The organism is Umezawaea sp. (assembly GCF_057122925.1).
Window position 1 is genome coordinate 36,180 of sequence record NZ_DBNGPQ010000140.1, and the last position, 18,744, is coordinate 54,923.

Here is an 18,744-nt window from a genome sequence, read left to right on the forward strand (position 1 = left end):
GGGCCCTCTTCACACATCACTCGTCCTTGTCGACCCAGTCCAGCGTCCGGCTCACGGCCTTCTTCCAGTTCTTGTACTCACTGGCCCGCTGCGACTCGTCCATCGACGGGTCCCACTGCTTGTCCTGCGCCCAGTTCTCGCGGATGTCGTCCTCGCCCTTCCAGAACCCGACCGCGAGCCCGGCCGCGTACGCCGCACCCAGCGCCGTGGTCTCCGCGACGACCGGCCGGATCACCGGCACGCCGAGGATGTCGGCCTGGAACTGCATCAGCAGCTCGTTGACGACCATGCCGCCGTCGACCTTCAACGACGTCAGCTCCACGCCCGAGTCGGCGTTCATGGCGTCGATGACCTCGCGGGACTGGAACGCCGTGGCCTCCAGGACCGCGCGGGCCAGGTGGCCCTTGTTGACGTACCGGGTGAGGCCGACGATCGCGCCGCGCGCGTCGGACCGCCAGTACGGCGCGAACAGGCCCGAGAACGCGGGCACGAAGTACGCGCCGCCGTTGTCCTCGACGGTCCGCGCGTGCTCCTCGATCTCGGCGGCCGAGCCGATCATGCCGAGGTTGTCGCGCAGCCACTGCACCAGCGAGCCGGTGACCGCGATGGAGCCCTCCAGGGCGTACACCGTGGCGTTGTCGCCGATCTTGTAGCAGACCGTGGTCAGCAGGCCGTTGTTGCTGAGCACCTTCTCCGTGCCCGTGTTGAGCAGCACGAAGTTGCCGGTGCCGTAGGTGTTCTTCGCCTCACCGGGCGACAGGCAGGCCTGGCCGAACGTCGCGGCCTGCTGGTCGCCGAGGATGCCCGCGATCGGCAGCCCGGCCAGGGCACCGCGCTCGCGGACCTGCCCGTAGACCTCGGACGACGACTTGATCTCCGGCAGCATCGACACCGGGATCTTCATGTCGGCCGCGATGGACTCGTCCCAGGTCAACGTGTCCAGGTCCATCAGCAGCGTGCGGGAGGCGTTCGTCGGGTCGGTGACGTGCACCCCGCCGTCGGCACCGCCGGTCATGTTCCACAGCACCCACGTGTCCATGTTGCCGAACAGCAGGTCACCGGCTTCGGCCTTGGCGCGGGCGCCGTCGACGTTGTCCAGGATCCAGCGGACCTTCGGGCCGGAGAAGTAGGTCGCCAGCGGCAGACCGGTCTTCTCGCGGTACCGCTCCTGCCCACCGCCCAGGGCCTCCAGCTCCTGGCAGATCTTGTCCGTGCGCGTGTCCTGCCAGACGATCGCGTTGTAGACGGGCTTGCCGGTGGTCCTGTCCCACACCACCGCGGTCTCGCGCTGGTTGGTGATGCCGACCGCGACGATGTCCGCGGTGGTCAGGTCGGCCTTGGCGAGCGCTCCCGCGGCGACCTGGCGGGTGTTCGTCCAGATCTCCTCCGGGTCGTGCTCGACCCAGCCCGCCTTCGGGAAGATCTGCTCGTGCTCCTTCTGGTCGACCGAGACGACCCGACCGGAGTGGTCGAAGATCATGCACCTGGTCGAGGTGGTGCCCTGGTCGATCGCGGCCACGTACTGGGTCATGCGAGGTGTCCTCTCATCTTCAGACCGGGAGTACCAGGTAGAGCAGGGCCGCCAGCGCGCCGCCGACGAGCGGGCCGACGACCGGGATCCAGGAGTAGCCCCAGTCCGGGTCGGCCTTGCCCCTGATGGGCATCAGGAACGCGTAGGCGATGCGGGGCCCCAGGTCGCGGGCCGGGTTGATGGCGTACCCGGTCGGACCGCCGAGCGAGGTGCCGATCACCAGGACGACGAACGCGACACCGGCGTAGCCGAGCGCGGAGTTGCCCAGCTGGGGCAGCCCGCCCTCGGCCATCTTCGCGCCGGGGCTGAGCAGGATCCACGCGACCAGGACGAACGTGCCGATGATCTCCGTCACGAGGTTCCACGGCGTGTTCCGGATCTGCGGCGCGGTGGAGAAGATCCCCAGCGTGCCGCCCGGTTCGTCGTGCGCGTCGAACTGGAGCTTGTAGGTGGCCCAGGTGAGCATGGCGCCGATGACGGCGCCGACCATCTGGCCCGCGAAGTAGAAGGGGACGTCACCCCAGTCGGTCTTGTCGCTGATCGCCAGACCGAGGGTGACCGCCGGGTTGAGGTGCGCGCCGCTCTGGGCGGCGACGCTCGCACCCGTGAAGACGGCGAACGCCCAACCGACGTTGATGAACAGGGTGCCCGCGCCGTTGCCGTTGGTGTTGCGGAGCACGTGGTTTGCGACGACAGCGGTACCGAGCAAGATCAATATCGCGGTGCCGAGGGTTTCCCAGACGAAGATCGAACCTGCACTCACTCGCCAGCCTCCTCGCCGTGTGGCGGACAGGGCGGGGAGGCGCGTCCGAGCTCGGGTTCGGCCGCGCTGCCACCCCGTGGTGCGACCAGACGCTAACCGCAGAACTGAGCGGTTGTCTATGGCCCGGTCGTCAGTTCAGACCGTTCCGTGGCCGTTCTCTCCTGGTCAGCACATCACAAACCGTTAGAGCGCGCCAACGCGAAGCCCACGATCCCCGAATGTCCGTACCTACGGGTAACGTGCGAGTTGTCAACAGCAGGTCAGCGCAGGGAGGCGTCTGTCGTGGCCACGCGCAAGCCCCGAACAGCAGCGGTGCACGAGCAAACCGAGACCGAGGTCGAGGCGGCCGTCACCGGTCGCATGGGGCCTCTGGAACGCGAGGAGTCCTGGCGACGGCTGGAGACCGAGACCTTCGACGTCGTCATCGTCGGCGGCGGTGTGGTCGGGGTCGGCGCGGCGCTGGACGCGGCGACGCGCGGCCTGCGGGTGGCCCTCGTCGAGGCCCGCGACCTGGCCTCCGGCACGTCGAGCCGGTCGAGCAAGCTGTTCCACGGCGGTCTCCGCTACCTCGAACAGCTGGAGTTCGGCCTCGTCCGCGAAGCCCTTCGGGAACGCGAACTGATGCTGAACCGGATCGCCCCCCACCTGGTGAAGCCGGTCTCGTTCCTCTACCCGCTGACCAAGCGGGTCTGGGAGCGGCCGTACACGGCGGCGGGCCTGTTCCTCTACGACTCCATGGGCGGCGGGCGGTCCGTCCCCGGCCAGAAGCACCTGACCAAGGCGGGCGCACTGCGCATGGTGCCCGCGCTGAAGCGGGACGCGCTGATCGGCGGCATCCGCTACTTCGACGCGCAGGCCGACGACGCCCGCCACACCATGATGGTCGGCCGCACCGCCGCGCACTACGGTGCCGTCGTGCGGACGTCCACGCAGGTCGTCGACTTCCTCCGCGAGGCGGACCGGGTGTCGGGCGTGCGGGTCCGCGACGTCGAGGACGGCCGCGAGACCGACGTCCGGGCGCACGCCGTGATCAACGCCACGGGCGTGTGGACCGACGAGCTCCAGCGGCTCTCGGGCAGCAGGGGCCGGTTCCGCGTGCGCGCCAGCAAGGGCGTGCACATCGTGGTCGCGCGCGACCGGATCGTGTCGGAGTCCGGCATGATCCTGCGCACCGAGAAGTCCGTCCTGTTCGTCATCCCGTGGCGCAACCACTGGATCGTCGGCACCACCGACACGGACTGGAACCTCGACCTCGCGCACCCCGCCGCCACCCGCGCGGACATCGACTACATCCTCGAACACGTGAACTCGGTCCTCGCGACCCCGCTGACGCACGACGACATCGAAGGCGTCTACGCCGGTCTCCGGCCGCTGCTCGCGGGTGAGAACGAGTCCACGTCGAAGCTGTCCCGCGAACACGCCGTGGCCCGCGTCTCCCCCGGCCTCGTCGCCATCGCGGGCGGCAAGTACACGACGTACCGGGTGATGGGCGCCGACGCGATCGACGCCGCGTCGGTGGACGTGCCCGGCCGCATCCAACCGTCCATCACGGACAAGGTGCCGCTGGTCGGCGCGGACGGCTACCACGCGCTGGTCAACCAGGCCGACCAGCTGGCCACCCGCTACGGCCTGCACCCGTACCGCGTGCGGCACCTGCTCGACCGCTACGGCTCGCTGGTGCACGAGGTGCTCGGCCTGTCCCGCGACCACCCCGAGCTGCTCAAGCCGATCCCCGGTTCGCCGGACTACCTCCAGGTCGAGGCGTACTACGCCGTGAGCCACGAGGGCGCCCTGCACCTGGAGGACGTGCTCACCCGGCGCACCCGGATCTCGATCGAGTACCCGCACCGCGGTGTGGAGAGCGCCGAGCCGGTCGCCCGGCTCATCGCCGAGGTGCTCGGCTGGGACGAGGAGCGGATCAAGCGGGAGGTCGAGGTCTACAACTCGCGGGTCGAGGCGGAGCGCGAGTCGCAGACCCAGGCCAACGACGAGTCGGCGGACGGCGTCCGCGCGGCGGCTCCGGAAGCCCGTCCGCAGCTGATCGAGCCCGTCTCCTGATCCGCGGATGAGTTCCCCGCACGACTGGCAGGTGTCGTTCGGCCACGGCGTCGCGTCCGGCGACCCGTGGCCGGACGGCGTTCTGCTGTGGACACGGGTGACGACCACCCTGCCCGTCGTGAGCGTCACGTGGGAGCTGTCCCGCACCCTGTCGTTCGAACGCCCCATGACGGCGGGCATGGCGCTGGCGACGGCCGAACGCGACCACACGGTCAAGGTCCCGGTCACCGGCCTGCGCCCGAGGACGGCGTACTACTACCGCTTCCGCATCGGCAACGTCGTCTCGGAAACGGGCCGCACGACCACCGCCCCGCACGACGAGTGCGACATGCTGCGCTTCGGCGTCCTCCGCGGCCAGGCCCACGCCCACCTGGCCCAACGCCCGGACCTGGACGCGGTGCTCCAGGTCGGCTCCCTGCCGACGGACAAGCGGATGCTGGCCAGGCACCTGACCAACCCGGACGTCCGCCGCCTGCACGCCACCCACCCGGTGGTCGTCACGGCCGCCGAACACCTCGACTGGCAACCGGTGCGCGACGGCCGCAGGTTCCGCGGCCTGACGTTCGGCCGCCTGGTGGACGTGATCGTCCTGGACCGGCGCACAGGATCAGACCTGCAACAACGCGAGTGGCTCACCGAGGGCGTCCGCGACAGCGACGCGACCTGGAAGCTGATCGCCGCCCGCGAACTGGACGACAACGCGGTAGCGGAAGTGCTGAAGGAAACAGGCGAACCGAACGTGGTGCTGATCTCCGACGCGGCCTGCGAGGAGGACTCGGGCGCCGTGCTGGAGGTAACACGGGCAGAGGTCCGGGTGAACGGCCCAGCAGGCCGCCCGGTACGCGTAAAACCAGCCTCGACCCACTAACACCAGCACCCACCCAGCACAGCCACCAACGGCAGGGCACCGCGGCCGACCAGCCGGCACCAACTGACCGACAGCCACCGGCAGCCACCAGCAGCACGCCGACCAGCAGCTTGCCTGCCAGCAGCTTGCCTGCCAGCAGCTTGCTAACCGGCAGCCATCAGCCGCTTGCCGACCGGCAGCCTGCCGACCAGCAGCCACCGTCAGCTTGCCCACCGGCAGCCACCGTCAGCCTGCCCACCGGCAGCCACCGTCAGCCTGCCCACCGGCAGCCTGCCCACCCACAGCCACCAGCCGATTGCCCACCCACAGCCACACACCGACCCGCGAAGAGGTCGATTTGACTTGGGGATTTGACCCTTGAAATTGATGATCGGGCAGGCGTTCCACCTGCCCGTCAAGCACGATCAAGGGTCAAATGAGGGGCCCCAAGTCAAATCGACCGCCCCCACGAGCCACTCACCAACCAACCCTCGAAGCCCCACCCAGCAAGCCCACCCACCAAGCCGCGCCAAACCTCTAAGCCAACGCGGCCAAAGCGGTGTGCACCATCACCCGAACCCCCACCAGCAGAGCCCGCTCATCCAGGTCGAACGTGGGCTGGTGCAGATCCCGCTGCTTCCCCACCCCGTCCCACACACCCAACCGGGCGAACGACCCCGGCACGTGCTCCAGGTACCACCCGAAGTCCTCCCCGCCGGACGACTGCTCGGTCCCGGCCAGGGCGTCCTCCCCCAGCGCCGCCTCGATCCCGGCCCGGAACAGCAGCGTCGAGTCGCGATCGTTCACCACGGGCGGCACGCCGCGCCGGTGGTGCAGGTCGAACCCGACCCCGGTCGGCGCGAGCAGTGCTCCCACCAGCTCCTTCACCAGCGGCTCCAGCTCGGCCCAGATCTCCCGGTCGCCGGTCCGCAGGGTCCCCCGCAGCACGCCGTCCTGGGGCACCGCGTTGGCCGCCTCACCGGCGTGCACAGCCCCCCACACCAGCACGGTGCCGGACCGGGGGTCGACCCGCCGCGACAGCAGCGACGGCAGTCCGGTGATCACGGTGCCCAGCGCGTTGACCAGGTCGGCCGTCAGGTGCGGCCGGGACGTGTGCCCGCCGGGCGAGGTCAGCCGCAGCTCCAGCAGGTCGCTGGCCGACGTGATGGCCCCGATCCGGGTGCCGACCCGTCCGACCTCCAGGCGGGGGTCGCAGTGCAGGCCGAAGATCCGCTCCACCCCGTCGAGCCCGCCCGCGGCGAGCACGTCGAGCGCCCCACCGGGCATGACCTCCTCGGCGGGTTGGAACACCAGCCGCACCCGGCCGGGCAGCTCGGTCGCCGACGCCAGGGCCAGCGCCGCGCCGAGCAGCACCGTGGTGTGCGCGTCGTGGCCGCACGCGTGCGAGGCACCGTCCACAGAGGAGGTGAAGGGCAGACCGGTGTTCTCCTGCAACGGGAGCGCGTCCATGTCCGCGCGCAGGGCGACGCACCGGGGTCCGCTGCCGATGTCGCAGACCAGACCGGTGCCGCCGGGCAGGATCCTCGGCTTGAGGCCGACCGAGCGCAGCAGGCGGGCGATGAGTTCGGTGGTGGCGAACTCCTTGCGCGACAGTTCCGGGTTGGCGTGGAGGTGCCTGCGCCAGGCGACGACCTCGGCCGCGTTCGCGGTCAGCCAGTCGTCGAGCCACGAGGGGCCGCGCCCCTCTCCGGGATCGTCCACAGGGGCAATGCTCACCCCCTGCCTGCTCAACAGCACGTCGGACTCCTCCCGTGACAGATCGGTCCGCGAATCGACGACGGTCATGCCGTACCTCCGAGAGCTGCGGCACGTTCGGCAGCGGCGGCGAGGAGTCTCGCGCGCTGGTCCGGGTCCGTGGCCGCGGTGATGGTCGTCCATGCCATGGCCAGCGCACCGTCGAGCACGGCCTGGTCGGCGGAAGCCGACGCGCAGGCGTTCGCGAACTCGATCTGGTGGTTCACCGCGTTTCCGCAGTCGATGGCGATGGTCGGGTGGATAGCGGGCAGCACGCGGGTGACGTTGCCCATGTCGGTGCTGCCGATCTTCTCCCGCCGTTCCCGTTCGGGACTCAGCGGGCGCCTCCCCAGCGCGACGGCGGCCTGCCGGTAGGCGTCCGCCAGCCACGGGTCCGGGGTGAGTTCGGCGTAGATCGGCGAGACCTTGACGACCTCATGGGTGCAGCCGGTGGCTACGGCACCGGCGTGGAAGCAGGCCCCGATGCGGTTCTCGAGGCGTTGCAGTGATTCGAGGTCCTCGGCGCGCAGGTCGAACATGGCCGCCGCCTTGGCGGGCACGATGTTCGGCGCGGTGCCGCCGTCGATGACGATGCCGCTCACCATCTGGCCGGGCTCCAGGTGCTGGCGGGCCAGCCCGATCGCCACCTGGGCGACCGTGACCGCGTCCGCCGCGTTCACCCCGAGGTGCGGGGCCGCGGCGGCGTGCGACGACTTGCCGGTGTAGTGCACCTCGACGTCCGTGATCGCGAGGGAACGGGCCGCGATGGCCTCGTAGGGCATGGGGTGGACCATCATGGACAGTGCGACGTCGTCGAACACGCCGCGCTCCAGCATGAGCACCTTGCCGCCGCCCACCTCCTCGGCGGGCGTGCCGATGACCTTCACCGTGACACCGAGCGCGTCCGCGAGGTCACGCAGGGCGAGCGCGGCGCCCGTGCTCGCGGCGGCGATCACGTTGTGGCCGCAGGCGTGGCCGATACCGGGCAGGGCGTCGTACTCGACGCACAGGCCCAGGACCAGGTCACCGTCCCCGTAGGTGGCGGTGAACGCGGTGTCCAGCCGGGCGACACCCCGCTCGACCTCGAAGCCCTCCCCCTCCAGCAGGGAGGCGACCTTCTCGGCGCTCCGGTGCTCCTGGAAGGCGAGCTCGGGCTCGGCGTGGATGCTGCGCGACAGGTCGACCAGCACCGTCGAGTACCGCTCCACGGATGAGCGTGTGCTGATCTTGAAGTCGGTACCCATTTGCTTCCATCCTGCATCACGTCCCGGCGGGGCGATGTCCCCTTCCGGTGATCAACCGACGGCCGGTCACGACGATGCGCCAAACGGCGGCCGGGGTTCGGCCTGACCGATCACTGCCTCGCGATTCTGACCGGACGACCGTATCCCGGATGCCGTTTCCCAGCAGATGGAACGCTTCGGGACTCAGCCCGCGGACTTCTTGCCCTTCCGCCACTTCGCGTACCGGCGCTTGTTGCGCCAGTAGACGAAGGCGAACAGCAGGACCGCGATGCCGCCGATCCAGAGCTTGTTCTTCGTCTCCGCCTTGATCGACGCGTCCGGTTCCTGCTGCGGGTTGAGCTCCGGACCGCTGTTCGACGGCGTGACGACCTCGGTCGGCTGCGCGGCGACGTGCGCGGCCGGGCTCACCGCCGCACCAGCGGGCGCCACCAGTGTGAACGCACCGACCAGCGCGATGAGGAGAGCCACGCACGCACTGGACACTGATCGCCGCATGGTCACCAGGCTAGTCACCCCACGTCCCCGTTACCACCGTCAGTGGTCGTCCGACCGGGTAAGCAATCACCCCCCGTATCCCTCCCTTCACCTTCTAAGAGCCGCGAGCCCTGGTCTGGGTACACGGTGTTCCCAGTGCACCCGAGCCGAGCCTCCGACGCGGGTGAACGGCACCGACGACTTCGGGGTGCCGGAGCGGGGGCGCGCGACCCGACCGGGGGACGCGCCCCGGGGGTGGGGGCGTTCGCGAGTCCCTCGCCGGTCACCGCGCGCCCCTCGCCGGAGCACCCCCGACGACCCGGCCGGGCCACCAGGGGAACCGGTGCCGGGGTGTCCGGCCACCGGTGGTGGGCGTCTGGCCGTTCGACCGCCGGTCATCGGGTGGTGAACGCTTCGAGGATGCGCCCGGCCGCCAGAGTCGCGGTCAACTCCCCCTCGCGGACCTGGCGTTCGAGTTCGGGTGCCAGCGTGCGGACCTCCGGGTGGGAGCGCAGACTGGACAGGAGCTGGTCGCGGACCATCGCCCAGGTCCAGTCGACCTGCTGGCGCTTGCGCCGCTCGGCGAGCTCGCCCGCCTCGGTGAGCGCGGCCCGGTGCTTCTCGACCTGGTCCCACACGTCGTGCAGGCCGGTCCCGGTCAGCGCGCTGCACGTCAGCACGGGCGGGTGCCAGAGCGCACCCGCCGGGCGCAGCAGCCGCAGCGCGCCCGCCAGCTCCCGCGCGGCCTTCTTCGCCTCCTGCTCGTGCTCGCCGTCGGCCTTGTTGACCGCGATCACGTCGGCCAGCTCCAGCACGCCCTTCTTGATGCCCTGGAGCTGGTCGCCGGTGCGGGCGAGGGTGAGGAACAGCGAGCAGTCCGTCATGTTCGCGACGGCCACTTCGGACTGTCCGACGCCGACGGTCTCGACCAGCACGACGTCGTAGCCCGCGGCCTCGACCAGGACGATGGTCTCCCTGGTGGCCTGGGCGACGCCGCCGAGCGTGCCGGACGTCGGCGACGGCCGGATGTAGGCGGCGGGGTCGACCGCCAGCCTGGCCATGCGGGTCTTGTCGCCGAGGATGCTGCCGCCGGTCCGGGTGGACGACGGGTCGACCGCCAGCACCGCGACGCGGTGCCCGGCCGACGTGAGCGCGGTCCCCAGCGCGTCGATGAACGTCGACTTGCCGACGCCGGGCACGCCGGTGATGCCCACGCGGTGCGCGCCGCCCGCGTGCAGCAGCAGCTCGACCAGCAGCTCCTGCGCCGCCGCGCGGTGGTCGGCCCGCGTGGACTCGACCAGCGTGATCGCGCGGGCCAGCGTGCCGCGGTCACCGGCGAGCACGCCCTTCGCGTACGCGCCGACGTCGACCGCCCTAGGCATGGCCGAGCTGGGCCGACAGCTTGCCCAGCAGGTCGCCCGCCGCGTCCGCGATCACCGTGCCCGGCGGGAAGATGGCCGCCGCGCCCGCCTCGCGGAGCGCGTCGAAGTCCTGCGGCGGGATCACGCCGCCGACCACGATCATGATGTCGTCGCGGCCCAGCTCCGCCAGCTCGTCGCGCAGCGCGGGCACCAGCGTGAGGTGCCCCGCGGCCAGCGACGACACGCCGACGACGTGCACGTCCGCCTCGACGGCCTGCCTGGCGACCTCGCCGGGGGTCTGGAACAGCGGGCCGACGTCGACGTCGAAGCCGAGGTCGGCGAACGCCGTGGCGATCACCTTCTGGCCGCGGTCGTGCCCGTCCTGGCCCATCTTCGCGACCAGGATGCGGGGACGGCGCCCCTCGGCCTCGGCGAACTCCTCGACCACGGCACGAGTGGCGTCCACGTTGGACACTGAGCCCGACTCCTCCCGGTACACCCCGGAGATGGTGCGGATCTGCGCCGAGTGGCGGCCCCAGACCTTGCCGAGCGCCTCGGAGATCTCGCCGACCGTGGCCTTCGCCCGCGCCGCCTCGATCGCCAGCGCGAACAGGTTCCCGTCACCGTCGGCGGCCCTCGTCAGCGCGTCCAGCGCCGACTCGACCGCGCCGGGGTCGCGTTCCTCGCGCAGCCGCCGCAGCTTCTCCAGCTGCTGCGCCCGCACGCCCGCGTTGTCGACCTTGAGCACGTCGATCTTCTCGTCGAACTCGACCTGGTACTTGTTCACGCCGATCACCGGCTGCCGCCCGGAGTCGATCCGCGCCTGGGTGCGGGCGGCGGCCTCCTCGATGCGCAGCTTCGGGATGCCCGCCTCGATCGCCTTCGCCATCCCGCCCGCGGCCTCGACCTCGGTGATGTGGCCCCACGCCCGGTGCGCCAGGTCGTTCGTCAGCCGTTCCACGAACGCGCTGCCGCCCCACGGGTCGATGACCCGCGTGGTGCCGGACTCCTGCTGGAGGAACAGCTGCGTGTTGCGGGCGATCCGCGCGGAGAAGTCCGTCGGCAGGGCCAGGGCCTCGTCCAGCGCGTTGGTGTGGAGCGACTGCGTGTGCCCCTGGGTCGCGGCCATCGCCTCGACGCACGTGCGGGTGACGTTGTTGAACACGTCCTGCGCCGTCAGCGACCACCCGGACGTCTGGCAGTGGGTGCGCAGCGACAGCGACTTCGGCGACTTCGGGTCGAAACCCTTGACCAGCTTGGCCCACAGCAGCCGCGCGGCCCGGAGCTTCGCGACCTCCATGAAGAAGTTCATGCCCACGGCCCAGAAGAACGACAGCCGCGGCGCGAACGCGTCGATGTCCAGACCGGCTTCCCGGCCCGCGCGCAGGTACTCCACGCCGTCGGCGAGCGTGTACGCCAGCTCCAGGTCGGCGGTCGCCCCGGCCTCCTGCATGTGGTAGCCGGAGATGGAGATCGAGTTGTACTTCGGCATCCGCCGCGAGGTGTAGGCGAAGATGTCGGAGATGATCCGCATCGACTTCGCGGGCGGGTAGATGTAGGTGTTGCGGACCATGAACTCCTTGAGGATGTCGTTCTGGATGGTCCCCGCCAGCTGCTCGGGGGCGACACCCTGCTCCTCGGCCGCGACGACGTAGAGCGCCAGGACGGGCAGCACAGCGCCGTTCATGGTCATCGACACGCTCATCTTGTCCAGCGGGATGCCGTCGAAGAGCTGCCGCATGTCGTAGATCGAGTCGATCGCCACGCCCGCCATGCCGACGTCACCGGCCACGCGCGGGTGGTCGGAGTCGTAGCCGCGGTGCGTGGCCAGGTCGAACGCGACCGACAGGCCCTTCTGGCCCGCCGCGAGGTTGCGGCGGTAGAAGGCGTTCGACTCCTCGGCGGTGGAGAAGCCCGCGTACTGCCGGATGGTCCACGGCTGGTTGACGTACATCGTCGGGTACGGCCCGCGCAGGTAGGGCGCGATGCCGGGGTAGGTGGCCAGGAAGTCGAGGCCCTCGGTGTCGGCTGCGGTGTACACCGGCTTCACGCCGATGCCCTCCGGCGTCTCCCACACGAGGGCGTCCGCGCCCTTGCCGGTGGTCTCGTGCAGCTCCCGGAGCCAGTCGTCCGCCGTGGCCTCGGCGGGCTCCCCCAGGGGCACGTCGGCGAAGTTCGGGATCATCACGCCACCTCCAGGGCCGCGAAGGTGTGGTCGAGGACGTCCAGCGCCGGACACCCCGTGTAGACGTACTCGTCGATCCGCGCGTCGGACCTCGTGCCCGCCAGCAGGACCCGTTCGGCGCCCGCCGCGCGCAGCGCCTCCTCGACCGGCGCGGCGAGTTCGCCGTAGCTGGTCTCGCTGCCGCACAGGCACGCGATCCGGGCTCCGCTCTCGCGGAACCCGGCCACCACGTCCTCCACGGTCTTGGTGGGGCCCGCGTTCGGCGTGTCGATCCCGCCCGCCTGGAGCAGGTTCGCCGCGAACGACGCCCGCGCGGTGTGGGCCGCGACGGGGCCGAGCGTGGCGAGGAAGACCGTCGGCCGCGAGCCGTGGGCGGCCAGGTGCGCGTCGGAGCGGTCGCGCAGCGACTCGTACGCCTGCGCGTACCGGACCACCGGCAGGCCGCCGGTCGGCGCGGGCGGGGCGGGTGGCCGTTCCACGGGTTTCTCGGCCAGGTTCGGGAACTCGCTCACGCCGGTGAGGGCGTCGGTGCGGTCGGCCAGGTTCGCCGACCTGGCCTCCCAGGTCGCGGCCAGCCGGTCGGCCACGAGACCGGACCGCAGCGCGGCCACGACCCCACCCGCCCGCTCGACCTCCTGGAACCACGCCCACGCGGCGTGCGCGAGCTCGTCGGTCAGCCGCTCCACGTACCAGGAGCCACCGGCCGGGTCGATCACGCCCGCGAGCCGGGACTCCTCCAGCAGCACGGACTGGGTGTTGCGCGCGATGCGCCGCGCGAAGTCGTCCGGCAGCCCGATCGCGGCGTCGAACGGCAGCACCGTCACCGCGTCCGCCCCGCCGAGCCCGGCGCCGAAGCACGCGGTGGTCGTGCGCAGCATGTTCACCCACGGGTCGCGGCGGGTCATCATCGCCGTGGACGTCACCGCGTGCTGCACCTGCGGCGACACCGCTCCGGCGACCTCCGTGACGCGCGCCCAGAGCCTGCGGGCGGCGCGGAACTTCGCGATGGTGAGGAACTGGTCGGCGCTGGCCGCGTAGCGGAACTCGACCTGCGCCGCGGCGTCCGCGACGGAGAACCCCGAGTCGGTGAGGGCCCGCAGGTAGGCGACGCCCGCGGCGATCGAGGCGCCCAGCTCCTGCGCGTCGGAGCCACCGGCCTCGTGGAACGGCAGGCCGTCCACGACGACCGTGCGCAGTCCGGGGAACAGCGCCCTGGACCGGCCGACGAGGTCGAGCAGCGCGCCGAGGTCGGCGTCCTCGCCCGTGCGGGCCAGCACGCCGATCGGGTCGGCGCCCAGGTTGCCGCGCACCTCGCTCGGCAGCAGCGGACGCTCGTCGAAGACCTCCAGCAGGGCGCGCCCGGCCTCGGTGAACTCCGCGCCGCCGTCGACGACGACGGGCGCGAGGTCGAGGTAGACGTCGGCGAGCACGTCGCCCAGCGCCGTCGCGGGCAGTCCGGCCGAGCCGACCTTGAGCCACAGCGAGCCGACGCCGTTGAGCAGGTCGGCCATCACGGCGTTCTTGGCGACCGCGGGGTCGGGGTGCGCGTGGAGCTGGCGGACCTGCCAGCCGCCGTCGACCGCCCCGTCGGGTCTCCCGCCGCGCACGAACGGCGCGACACCGGGAAAACCACTCGGAGGGGTGACGTCCTCGGCTGTGTACAACGGGGAGATGGAGATGCCGTCGTAGGTCGTCGAGACCAGGGACTCGAACGGGGCCCCCGACTTCTTCAGGACCCCGTCCACCAGTTCTCGCCAGCGTTCCCGGTCAGGAGTCGGGAACTCGGCTGCCAGGGCCAAATCTCCGGACGGTTCCATCATGCTCCGCAGTGTCGCCGACGATGAAGTGGGGCGGCTATGTGAGGTTCACCGCCGTGAACGATGCAGTGAGCATTACACGACCCGGACAGCGCCCGAAGCCCCTAAACACCCCTCAAACCCCCTAGTTGTGGAGAATGGCCGGGTGGAGAACGAGCAGGCCGAACGCTTCATCGGGGAGCGTTACCGACTGCGCCACGTGCTCGGCCGGGGATCCATGGGGGTCGTCTGGGCAGCTCACGACGAGGTCCTGCGCCGCGACGTCGCGGTCAAGGAGGTGCTGCGCCCGCCGGGCACGACCGACGGCGAGGCGGAGGAGCTGCGCGAGCGCACCATGCGCGAGGCCCGGTCGGTGGCCCGCCTGTCGCACCCCAACCTGGTGACGCTCTACGACGTCGTGCAGCTCGACGGCGACCCGTACGTCGTGATGGAGCTGGTGCCGTCCTCCAGCCTCGCCGACCTCATCCGGGTGAAGGGGCCGCTCACCCTCGCGCAGGGCGCCGCCGTGGCCGACGCCGTGGCCGCGGCGCTCGAATCGGCGCACCGGGCGGGCATCACGCACCGCGACGTGAAGCCGGGCAACGTGCTCATCGCCGACGACGGTCGGATCAAGCTCACCGACTTCGGCATCGCCCGCAACGTCGCCGACGCGACCATGACCAGCCGCGGCATCATGCTCGGCACCCCGTCGTTCATCTCGCCGGAGGTCGCGTCCGGCGACGCGCTGACCACCGCCGCCGACCTGTGGAGCCTCGGCGCGACGCTGTGGGCCGCCATGTCCGGCAGGCCGCCCTACGAGGGCACGAACGTGCTGCGCACCATCAACGCGGTCGTGCACGCCGACGTGCCGCCACCCGTGGGCGCGGGCGAGCTGGCCCCGGTGATCGCGGGCCTGATGGTGAAGGACGCCGACCAGCGGATGACGCTCGCCGAGGTGCGCGAGCGGGTCCGCCCGCTGCTGGCCGAACCGGGCGTCGAGCTGTTCCCGGTGGACGGCCCCGACGCCGCCACCACGCCCGTCACGGGCCGCCCCGCCGTCCGGCCGCCGCTGGTCGTGCCCAAGCCCGTCATCCCCGGCGACGCCCCGCTCGCCGCCGACCCCGGCCCGCTGCCGTTCACCCGGTCGACCGCCCCGACCACGGCGTTCGCCGAGCAGCGCGGTCCGGTCGCGACCGCGCTGCTCGTCGTGGCCTCGCTGCTGGTCTTCGCCGTGTCCGGCGTCGGGGGGTTCGCGGTGACCAGGCTCGTCGCGGGCGCCTCGCTGCTGCCGCCGGAGGGGGTGAGCGCGCCGAGCGTGCCCAGCATCGGGTCCACCCTCGAACTCGTGCCGAGGACCGCGTCGGCGGCGTCGGCCAACGGCGACCAGGGCGCGGAGTTCGGCATCAGCGTCGGCGCGGACTGGACGACGTTCGTGGAGCAGCGCACCAACGGCGACCTGCCCGCCAGCACCACCACCCACCTGGTCGCCCCGAACGGCCTGTACGAGGTCGCCGTGCAGCGCTTCGGCGGCTACTACCCGAGGTGGCGGGTCGAGGACTACGTCGCGCTGGTGCGGTCCCGCTGGCCCGAGGGCCGGTACTTCACCGAGGCCCTCACCCCGCTGCCGGACGCGGCGGGCAACGAGCACGACCAGCCCGTCCAGTTCAGCTACCGGACCGTCGAACCCGGCCTGGCGCTCACGAGGTCGCCCGAGCCGCCGGGCGCCGACCTGCGGCGTTCCCGCTTCTCCCGCGTCCTGCCGCGCGGCGGCGACCTGTGGGTGGTCGAGGTGGTGTTCCCCACCGACCAGGAGGAGACCGGCCGGGCGGAGCTGTTCGACACCATCGCGGGCACGTTCTCCGTGGTGGGCTGAGCGCGGTTACGCTCACGCGGTGACCGGGAACAACGACGACAAGACCGCTCCGGACGTGCTGGCCGCCGAGGCCGCGCGGGAGCTGGCGAACCGCACCGGCGTGGAGAAGCACGACGTCGCCGTGGTGCTCGGCTCGGGCTGGCGCCCGGCCGCCGACCTGATCGGCGAGGCCGCCGCGGAGGTGCCGATCGGCGACCTGCCGGGCTTCGACGCGCCGACCGCCGTCGGGCACGGCGGCACGATCCGCTCGGTGCCGGTGGGCGACAAGAACGTGCTGGTCGTGCTGGGCCGCACCCACGGCTACGAGGGCAAGGGCATCGCGAAGGTCGTGCACGGCGTGCGCACCATCGCCGCCGCGGGCGCGCGCACCGTCGTGCTCACCAACGCCGCGGGCGGCCTGCGCCAGGGCATGTCCGTCGGCCAGCCCGTGCTGATCAGCGACCACCTCAACCTGACCGCGTCGTCGCCGCTCGTGGGCGCGCGCTTCGTGGACCTGACCGACCTGTACTCGCCGCGGCTGCGCGCCGTCGCGCGGGAGATCGACCCCTCGCTGGAGGAGGGCGTGTACGCGGGCCTGCCGGGGCCGCACTTCGAGACGCCCGCCGAGATCCGGATGCTCCGCACGATGGGCGCCGACCTGGTCGGCATGTCCACCGTGCTGGAGGCCATCGCGGCCCGCGCCGAGGGCGTGGAGGTGTTCGGCCTGTCCCTGGTGACGAACCTGGCCGCGGGCATCACCGGTGAACCGCTGAACCACCAGGAGGTCCTGGAGGCGGGCGCCGCCGCCGCGTCCCGCATGGGTGAGCTGCTGCGGGAACTGGTGACCAGGGCATGAGCCTGTCCCCGGCCCTGCGCGACGCCGCGTTCCGCTGGATCGCCGACGACCCGGACCCCGCGACCCGCGCCGAGCTGCAAGGTCTGCTGGCCAGGGCGATGGGCGGCGCGCCGGGCGCGGCGGAGGACCTGGCCGACCGCATGGCCGGGCCGCTCACGTTCGGCACGGCGGGCCTGCGCGGCCCGGTCCGGGCGGGCCCGAACGGGATGAACCGCGCGGTCGTCACCCGCACCACGGCGGGCCTCGCGGACTGGCTCCGCGCCAACGGCCACACCGGCACCGTGTTCGTCGGCCGCGACGCCAGGCACGGCTCGGAGGACTTCTGCCGGGCCGCCGCGGGCGTGCTCACCGCGGCGGGCTTCACCGTGCGCGTCCTGCCCGAGCCGCTGCCGACCCCCGTGCTCGCGTTCCTCGTGCGCAGGCACGGCGCCGTGGCCGGGGTGCAGATCACCGCGTCCCACAACCCGCCTGCCGACAACGGCTACAAGCTGTACCTGGCGGGCGGCGGCCAGATCGTGCCGCCTGCCGACCGCGAGATCGAGGCGGCCGTGGCCCGCGTGCCCGCCGCCGTGTCGGTGCCGACGTCGCCGGACTGGCTGCCGGTCACCGACGCCGAGGTCGACGAGTACCTGGAACGCGTCTCGTCACTGCCCCGCGGCACCGCGCGCGACCTGCGCGTGGCGCTGACGCCGATGCACGGCGTCGGCGGCCGGACGGCGGTGGAGGCCCTGCGGCGCGCGGGTTTCACGGACGTGCGCGTCGTGCGGAACCAGGCCGTTCCCGACCCGGACTTCCCGACCGTCGCGTTCCCCAACCCGGAGGAGCCCGGCGCGGCCGACGAACTGCTGGCGCTCGCGGAGGCGGAGAACGCCGACCTCGCCATCGCGCTGGACCCGGACGCCGACCGCTGCGCGCTGGGCGTGCGCGGCCGGGACGGCACGTGGCGGATGCTGCGCGGCGACGAGACGGGCGTGCTGCTCGGTTCGCTGGTGCTGTCCACCCTGGACCGGACGACCCACCCGGACCCGCTGGTGGCGACCACGATCGTGTCGTCGTCGCTGCTGGGCGAGATCGCCAAGGCGCAGGGCGCCAGGTACGTGGAAACGCTGACCGGCTTCAAGTGGCTGGTCCGCGCGGGCGAGGGCCTGGTCTACGCCTACGAGGAGGCCCTCGGCCACTGCGTCGACCCGGAGTACGTCACCGACAAGGACGGCATCTCGGCGGCCGTGCTCGCCTGCGACCTGGCCGCGACGCTGAAGGCGGCGGGCGGATCGCTCCTCGACGCGCTCGACCGGCTGGCCGTCGACCACGGCGTGCACCTCACCGACCAGGTCTCGCTGCGCTTCACCGACCTGTCCGGGATCGGCGCGCTCATGGCCGGGCTCCGCCAGTCCCCGCCCGAGGGCTACGACTACGAGGACCTGCTGCCGGAGGCGGACGTCGTCCGCCTCACGGCGCCGGGCGTGCGGGTGGTCGTGCGACCGTCCGGCACCGAGCCGAAGCTCAAGGCGTACCTGGAGGTCGTGGAGCCGGTCGCGGACGGACTGGCGCCCGCACGCGACCGCGCCCAGGCACGCCTGGCGGAACTCAGGACACGGGTGGAGCGGCTGCTCAGCTGCTGAGGGCGATCAGCAGGCACAGGATCGCGATGGCCAACGAGGCGCCTGCCACCACGTAGGGGCGCCTCGCGGGCGGGCTCACCGGGTTGCGCCTCTCCTCGGTGAACGCCGCGACCGCGATCCGGCCGAGGATGTAGCTCACCGTGCAGAGGAAGACACCGGCGCCCAGGATCATCGTGTTGACGTCCCACGGGCTGTGGTCGAACGTCGGCCACACGCCGACGAACACCAGCGGCAACCCGATCAGACCGAGGCTGACCGACAGGCCACCGCCCCAGGTGATGCGCTTCTCACGACTGCTGGACCGCATGATTGAAGTGTCCATGACCCCCTCCTGTATGTGACTACTAGGACGCGCACGAGCCGAACAGGTTCCACGCGGCGCCGGCTCGATCATCCCCCA

General features: G+C 71.8%; 14 protein-coding genes. 5 read left to right on the plus strand and 9 right to left on the minus strand.

Going from position 1 to position 18,744, the window contains the following annotated elements:
• Positions 1-16: 16 nt before the first annotated feature.
• Positions 17-1,531: a glycerol kinase GlpK gene (gene glpK, locus AC156L_RS31775; RefSeq protein WP_330879179.1), complete on the minus strand. Its 1,515-nt coding sequence runs from the start codon at positions 1,529-1,531 to the stop codon at positions 17-19.
• 19 nt (positions 1,532-1,550) lie between these two features.
• Complete coding sequence (locus AC156L_RS31780) at positions 1,551-2,294, minus strand: MIP/aquaporin family protein (protein WP_330879178.1); 744 nt, start codon at positions 2,292-2,294, stop codon at positions 1,551-1,553.
• 360 nt (positions 2,295-2,654) lie between these two features.
• Here AC156L_RS31780 and AC156L_RS31785 point away from each other — a divergent pair, with 360 nt between their 5' ends.
• Positions 2,655-4,352, plus strand: a complete 1,698-nt coding sequence (locus tag AC156L_RS31785) for a glycerol-3-phosphate dehydrogenase/oxidase (RefSeq protein WP_330879254.1) — start codon at positions 2,655-2,657, stop codon at positions 4,350-4,352.
• 7 nt (positions 4,353-4,359) lie between these two features.
• Entirely contained in the window at positions 4,360-5,220 is an 861-nt protein-coding gene (locus tag AC156L_RS31790; protein ID WP_330879177.1) for an alkaline phosphatase D family protein, read from the plus strand.
• Positions 5,221-5,736: 516 nt separating this feature from the next.
• On the opposite strand, the gene AC156L_RS31795 is transcribed toward AC156L_RS31790, so the two are convergent.
• The 6 genes from AC156L_RS31795 to AC156L_RS31820 all read right to left on the minus strand — a co-directional run bounded on the left by AC156L_RS31795 (position 5,737) and on the right by AC156L_RS31820 (position 14,035).
• Entirely contained in the window at positions 5,737-7,005 is a 1,269-nt protein-coding gene (locus AC156L_RS31795; protein ID WP_330879176.1) for an amidohydrolase, read from the minus strand.
• Positions 7,002-8,198, minus strand: a complete 1,197-nt coding sequence (locus AC156L_RS31800; RefSeq protein WP_330879175.1) for a M20 family metallopeptidase — start codon at positions 8,196-8,198, stop codon at positions 7,002-7,004. The genes AC156L_RS31795 and AC156L_RS31800 overlap by 4 nt, the downstream gene beginning before the upstream one ends.
• Before the next feature lie 183 nt (positions 8,199-8,381).
• A complete protein-coding gene (locus AC156L_RS31805; RefSeq protein WP_330879174.1) occupies positions 8,382-8,666 on the minus strand; it encodes a hypothetical protein in 285 nt (94 codons plus the stop codon).
• A 401-nt stretch (positions 8,667-9,067) separates the two neighbouring features.
• A complete protein-coding gene (meaB, locus tag AC156L_RS31810; protein ID WP_330879173.1) occupies positions 9,068-10,054 on the minus strand; it encodes a methylmalonyl Co-A mutase-associated GTPase MeaB in 987 nt (328 codons plus the stop codon).
• Positions 10,047-12,221 carry a methylmalonyl-CoA mutase gene (scpA, locus tag AC156L_RS31815; protein ID WP_330879172.1) on the minus strand — a complete coding sequence of 725 codons (2,175 nt, stop codon included), beginning with the start codon at positions 12,219-12,221 and terminating at the stop codon, positions 10,047-10,049. The genes meaB and scpA overlap by 8 nt, the downstream gene beginning before the upstream one ends.
• Complete coding sequence (locus AC156L_RS31820) at positions 12,218-14,035, minus strand: methylmalonyl-CoA mutase family protein (protein ID WP_330879253.1); 1,818 nt, start codon at positions 14,033-14,035, stop codon at positions 12,218-12,220. The genes scpA and AC156L_RS31820 overlap by 4 nt, the downstream gene beginning before the upstream one ends.
• 145 nt (positions 14,036-14,180) lie before the next feature.
• Between AC156L_RS31820 and AC156L_RS31825 the strand changes: the two genes are divergently transcribed.
• The 3 genes from AC156L_RS31825 to AC156L_RS31835 are packed head-to-tail and all read left to right on the plus strand — an operon-like array spanning position 14,181 to position 18,344.
• On the plus strand, positions 14,181-15,887 hold the full coding sequence (locus tag AC156L_RS31825) for a serine/threonine-protein kinase (protein WP_330879171.1): 1,707 nt from the start codon (positions 14,181-14,183) through the stop codon (positions 15,885-15,887).
• A gap of 55 nt (positions 15,888-15,942) precedes the next feature.
• Positions 15,943-16,722: a purine-nucleoside phosphorylase gene (locus AC156L_RS31830; RefSeq protein ID WP_330879252.1), complete on the plus strand. Its 780-nt coding sequence runs from the start codon at positions 15,943-15,945 to the stop codon at positions 16,720-16,722.
• A complete protein-coding gene (locus AC156L_RS31835) occupies positions 16,719-18,344 on the plus strand; it encodes a phospho-sugar mutase (protein WP_330879170.1) in 1,626 nt (541 codons plus the stop codon). The genes AC156L_RS31830 and AC156L_RS31835 overlap by 4 nt, the downstream gene beginning before the upstream one ends.
• On the opposite strand, the gene AC156L_RS31840 is transcribed toward AC156L_RS31835, so the two are convergent.
• Positions 18,334-18,666, minus strand: a complete 333-nt coding sequence (locus AC156L_RS31840) for a hypothetical protein (protein ID WP_330879169.1) — start codon at positions 18,664-18,666, stop codon at positions 18,334-18,336. The genes AC156L_RS31835 and AC156L_RS31840 overlap by 11 nt on opposite strands.
• Between the last annotated feature and the right edge of the window lie 78 nt (positions 18,667-18,744).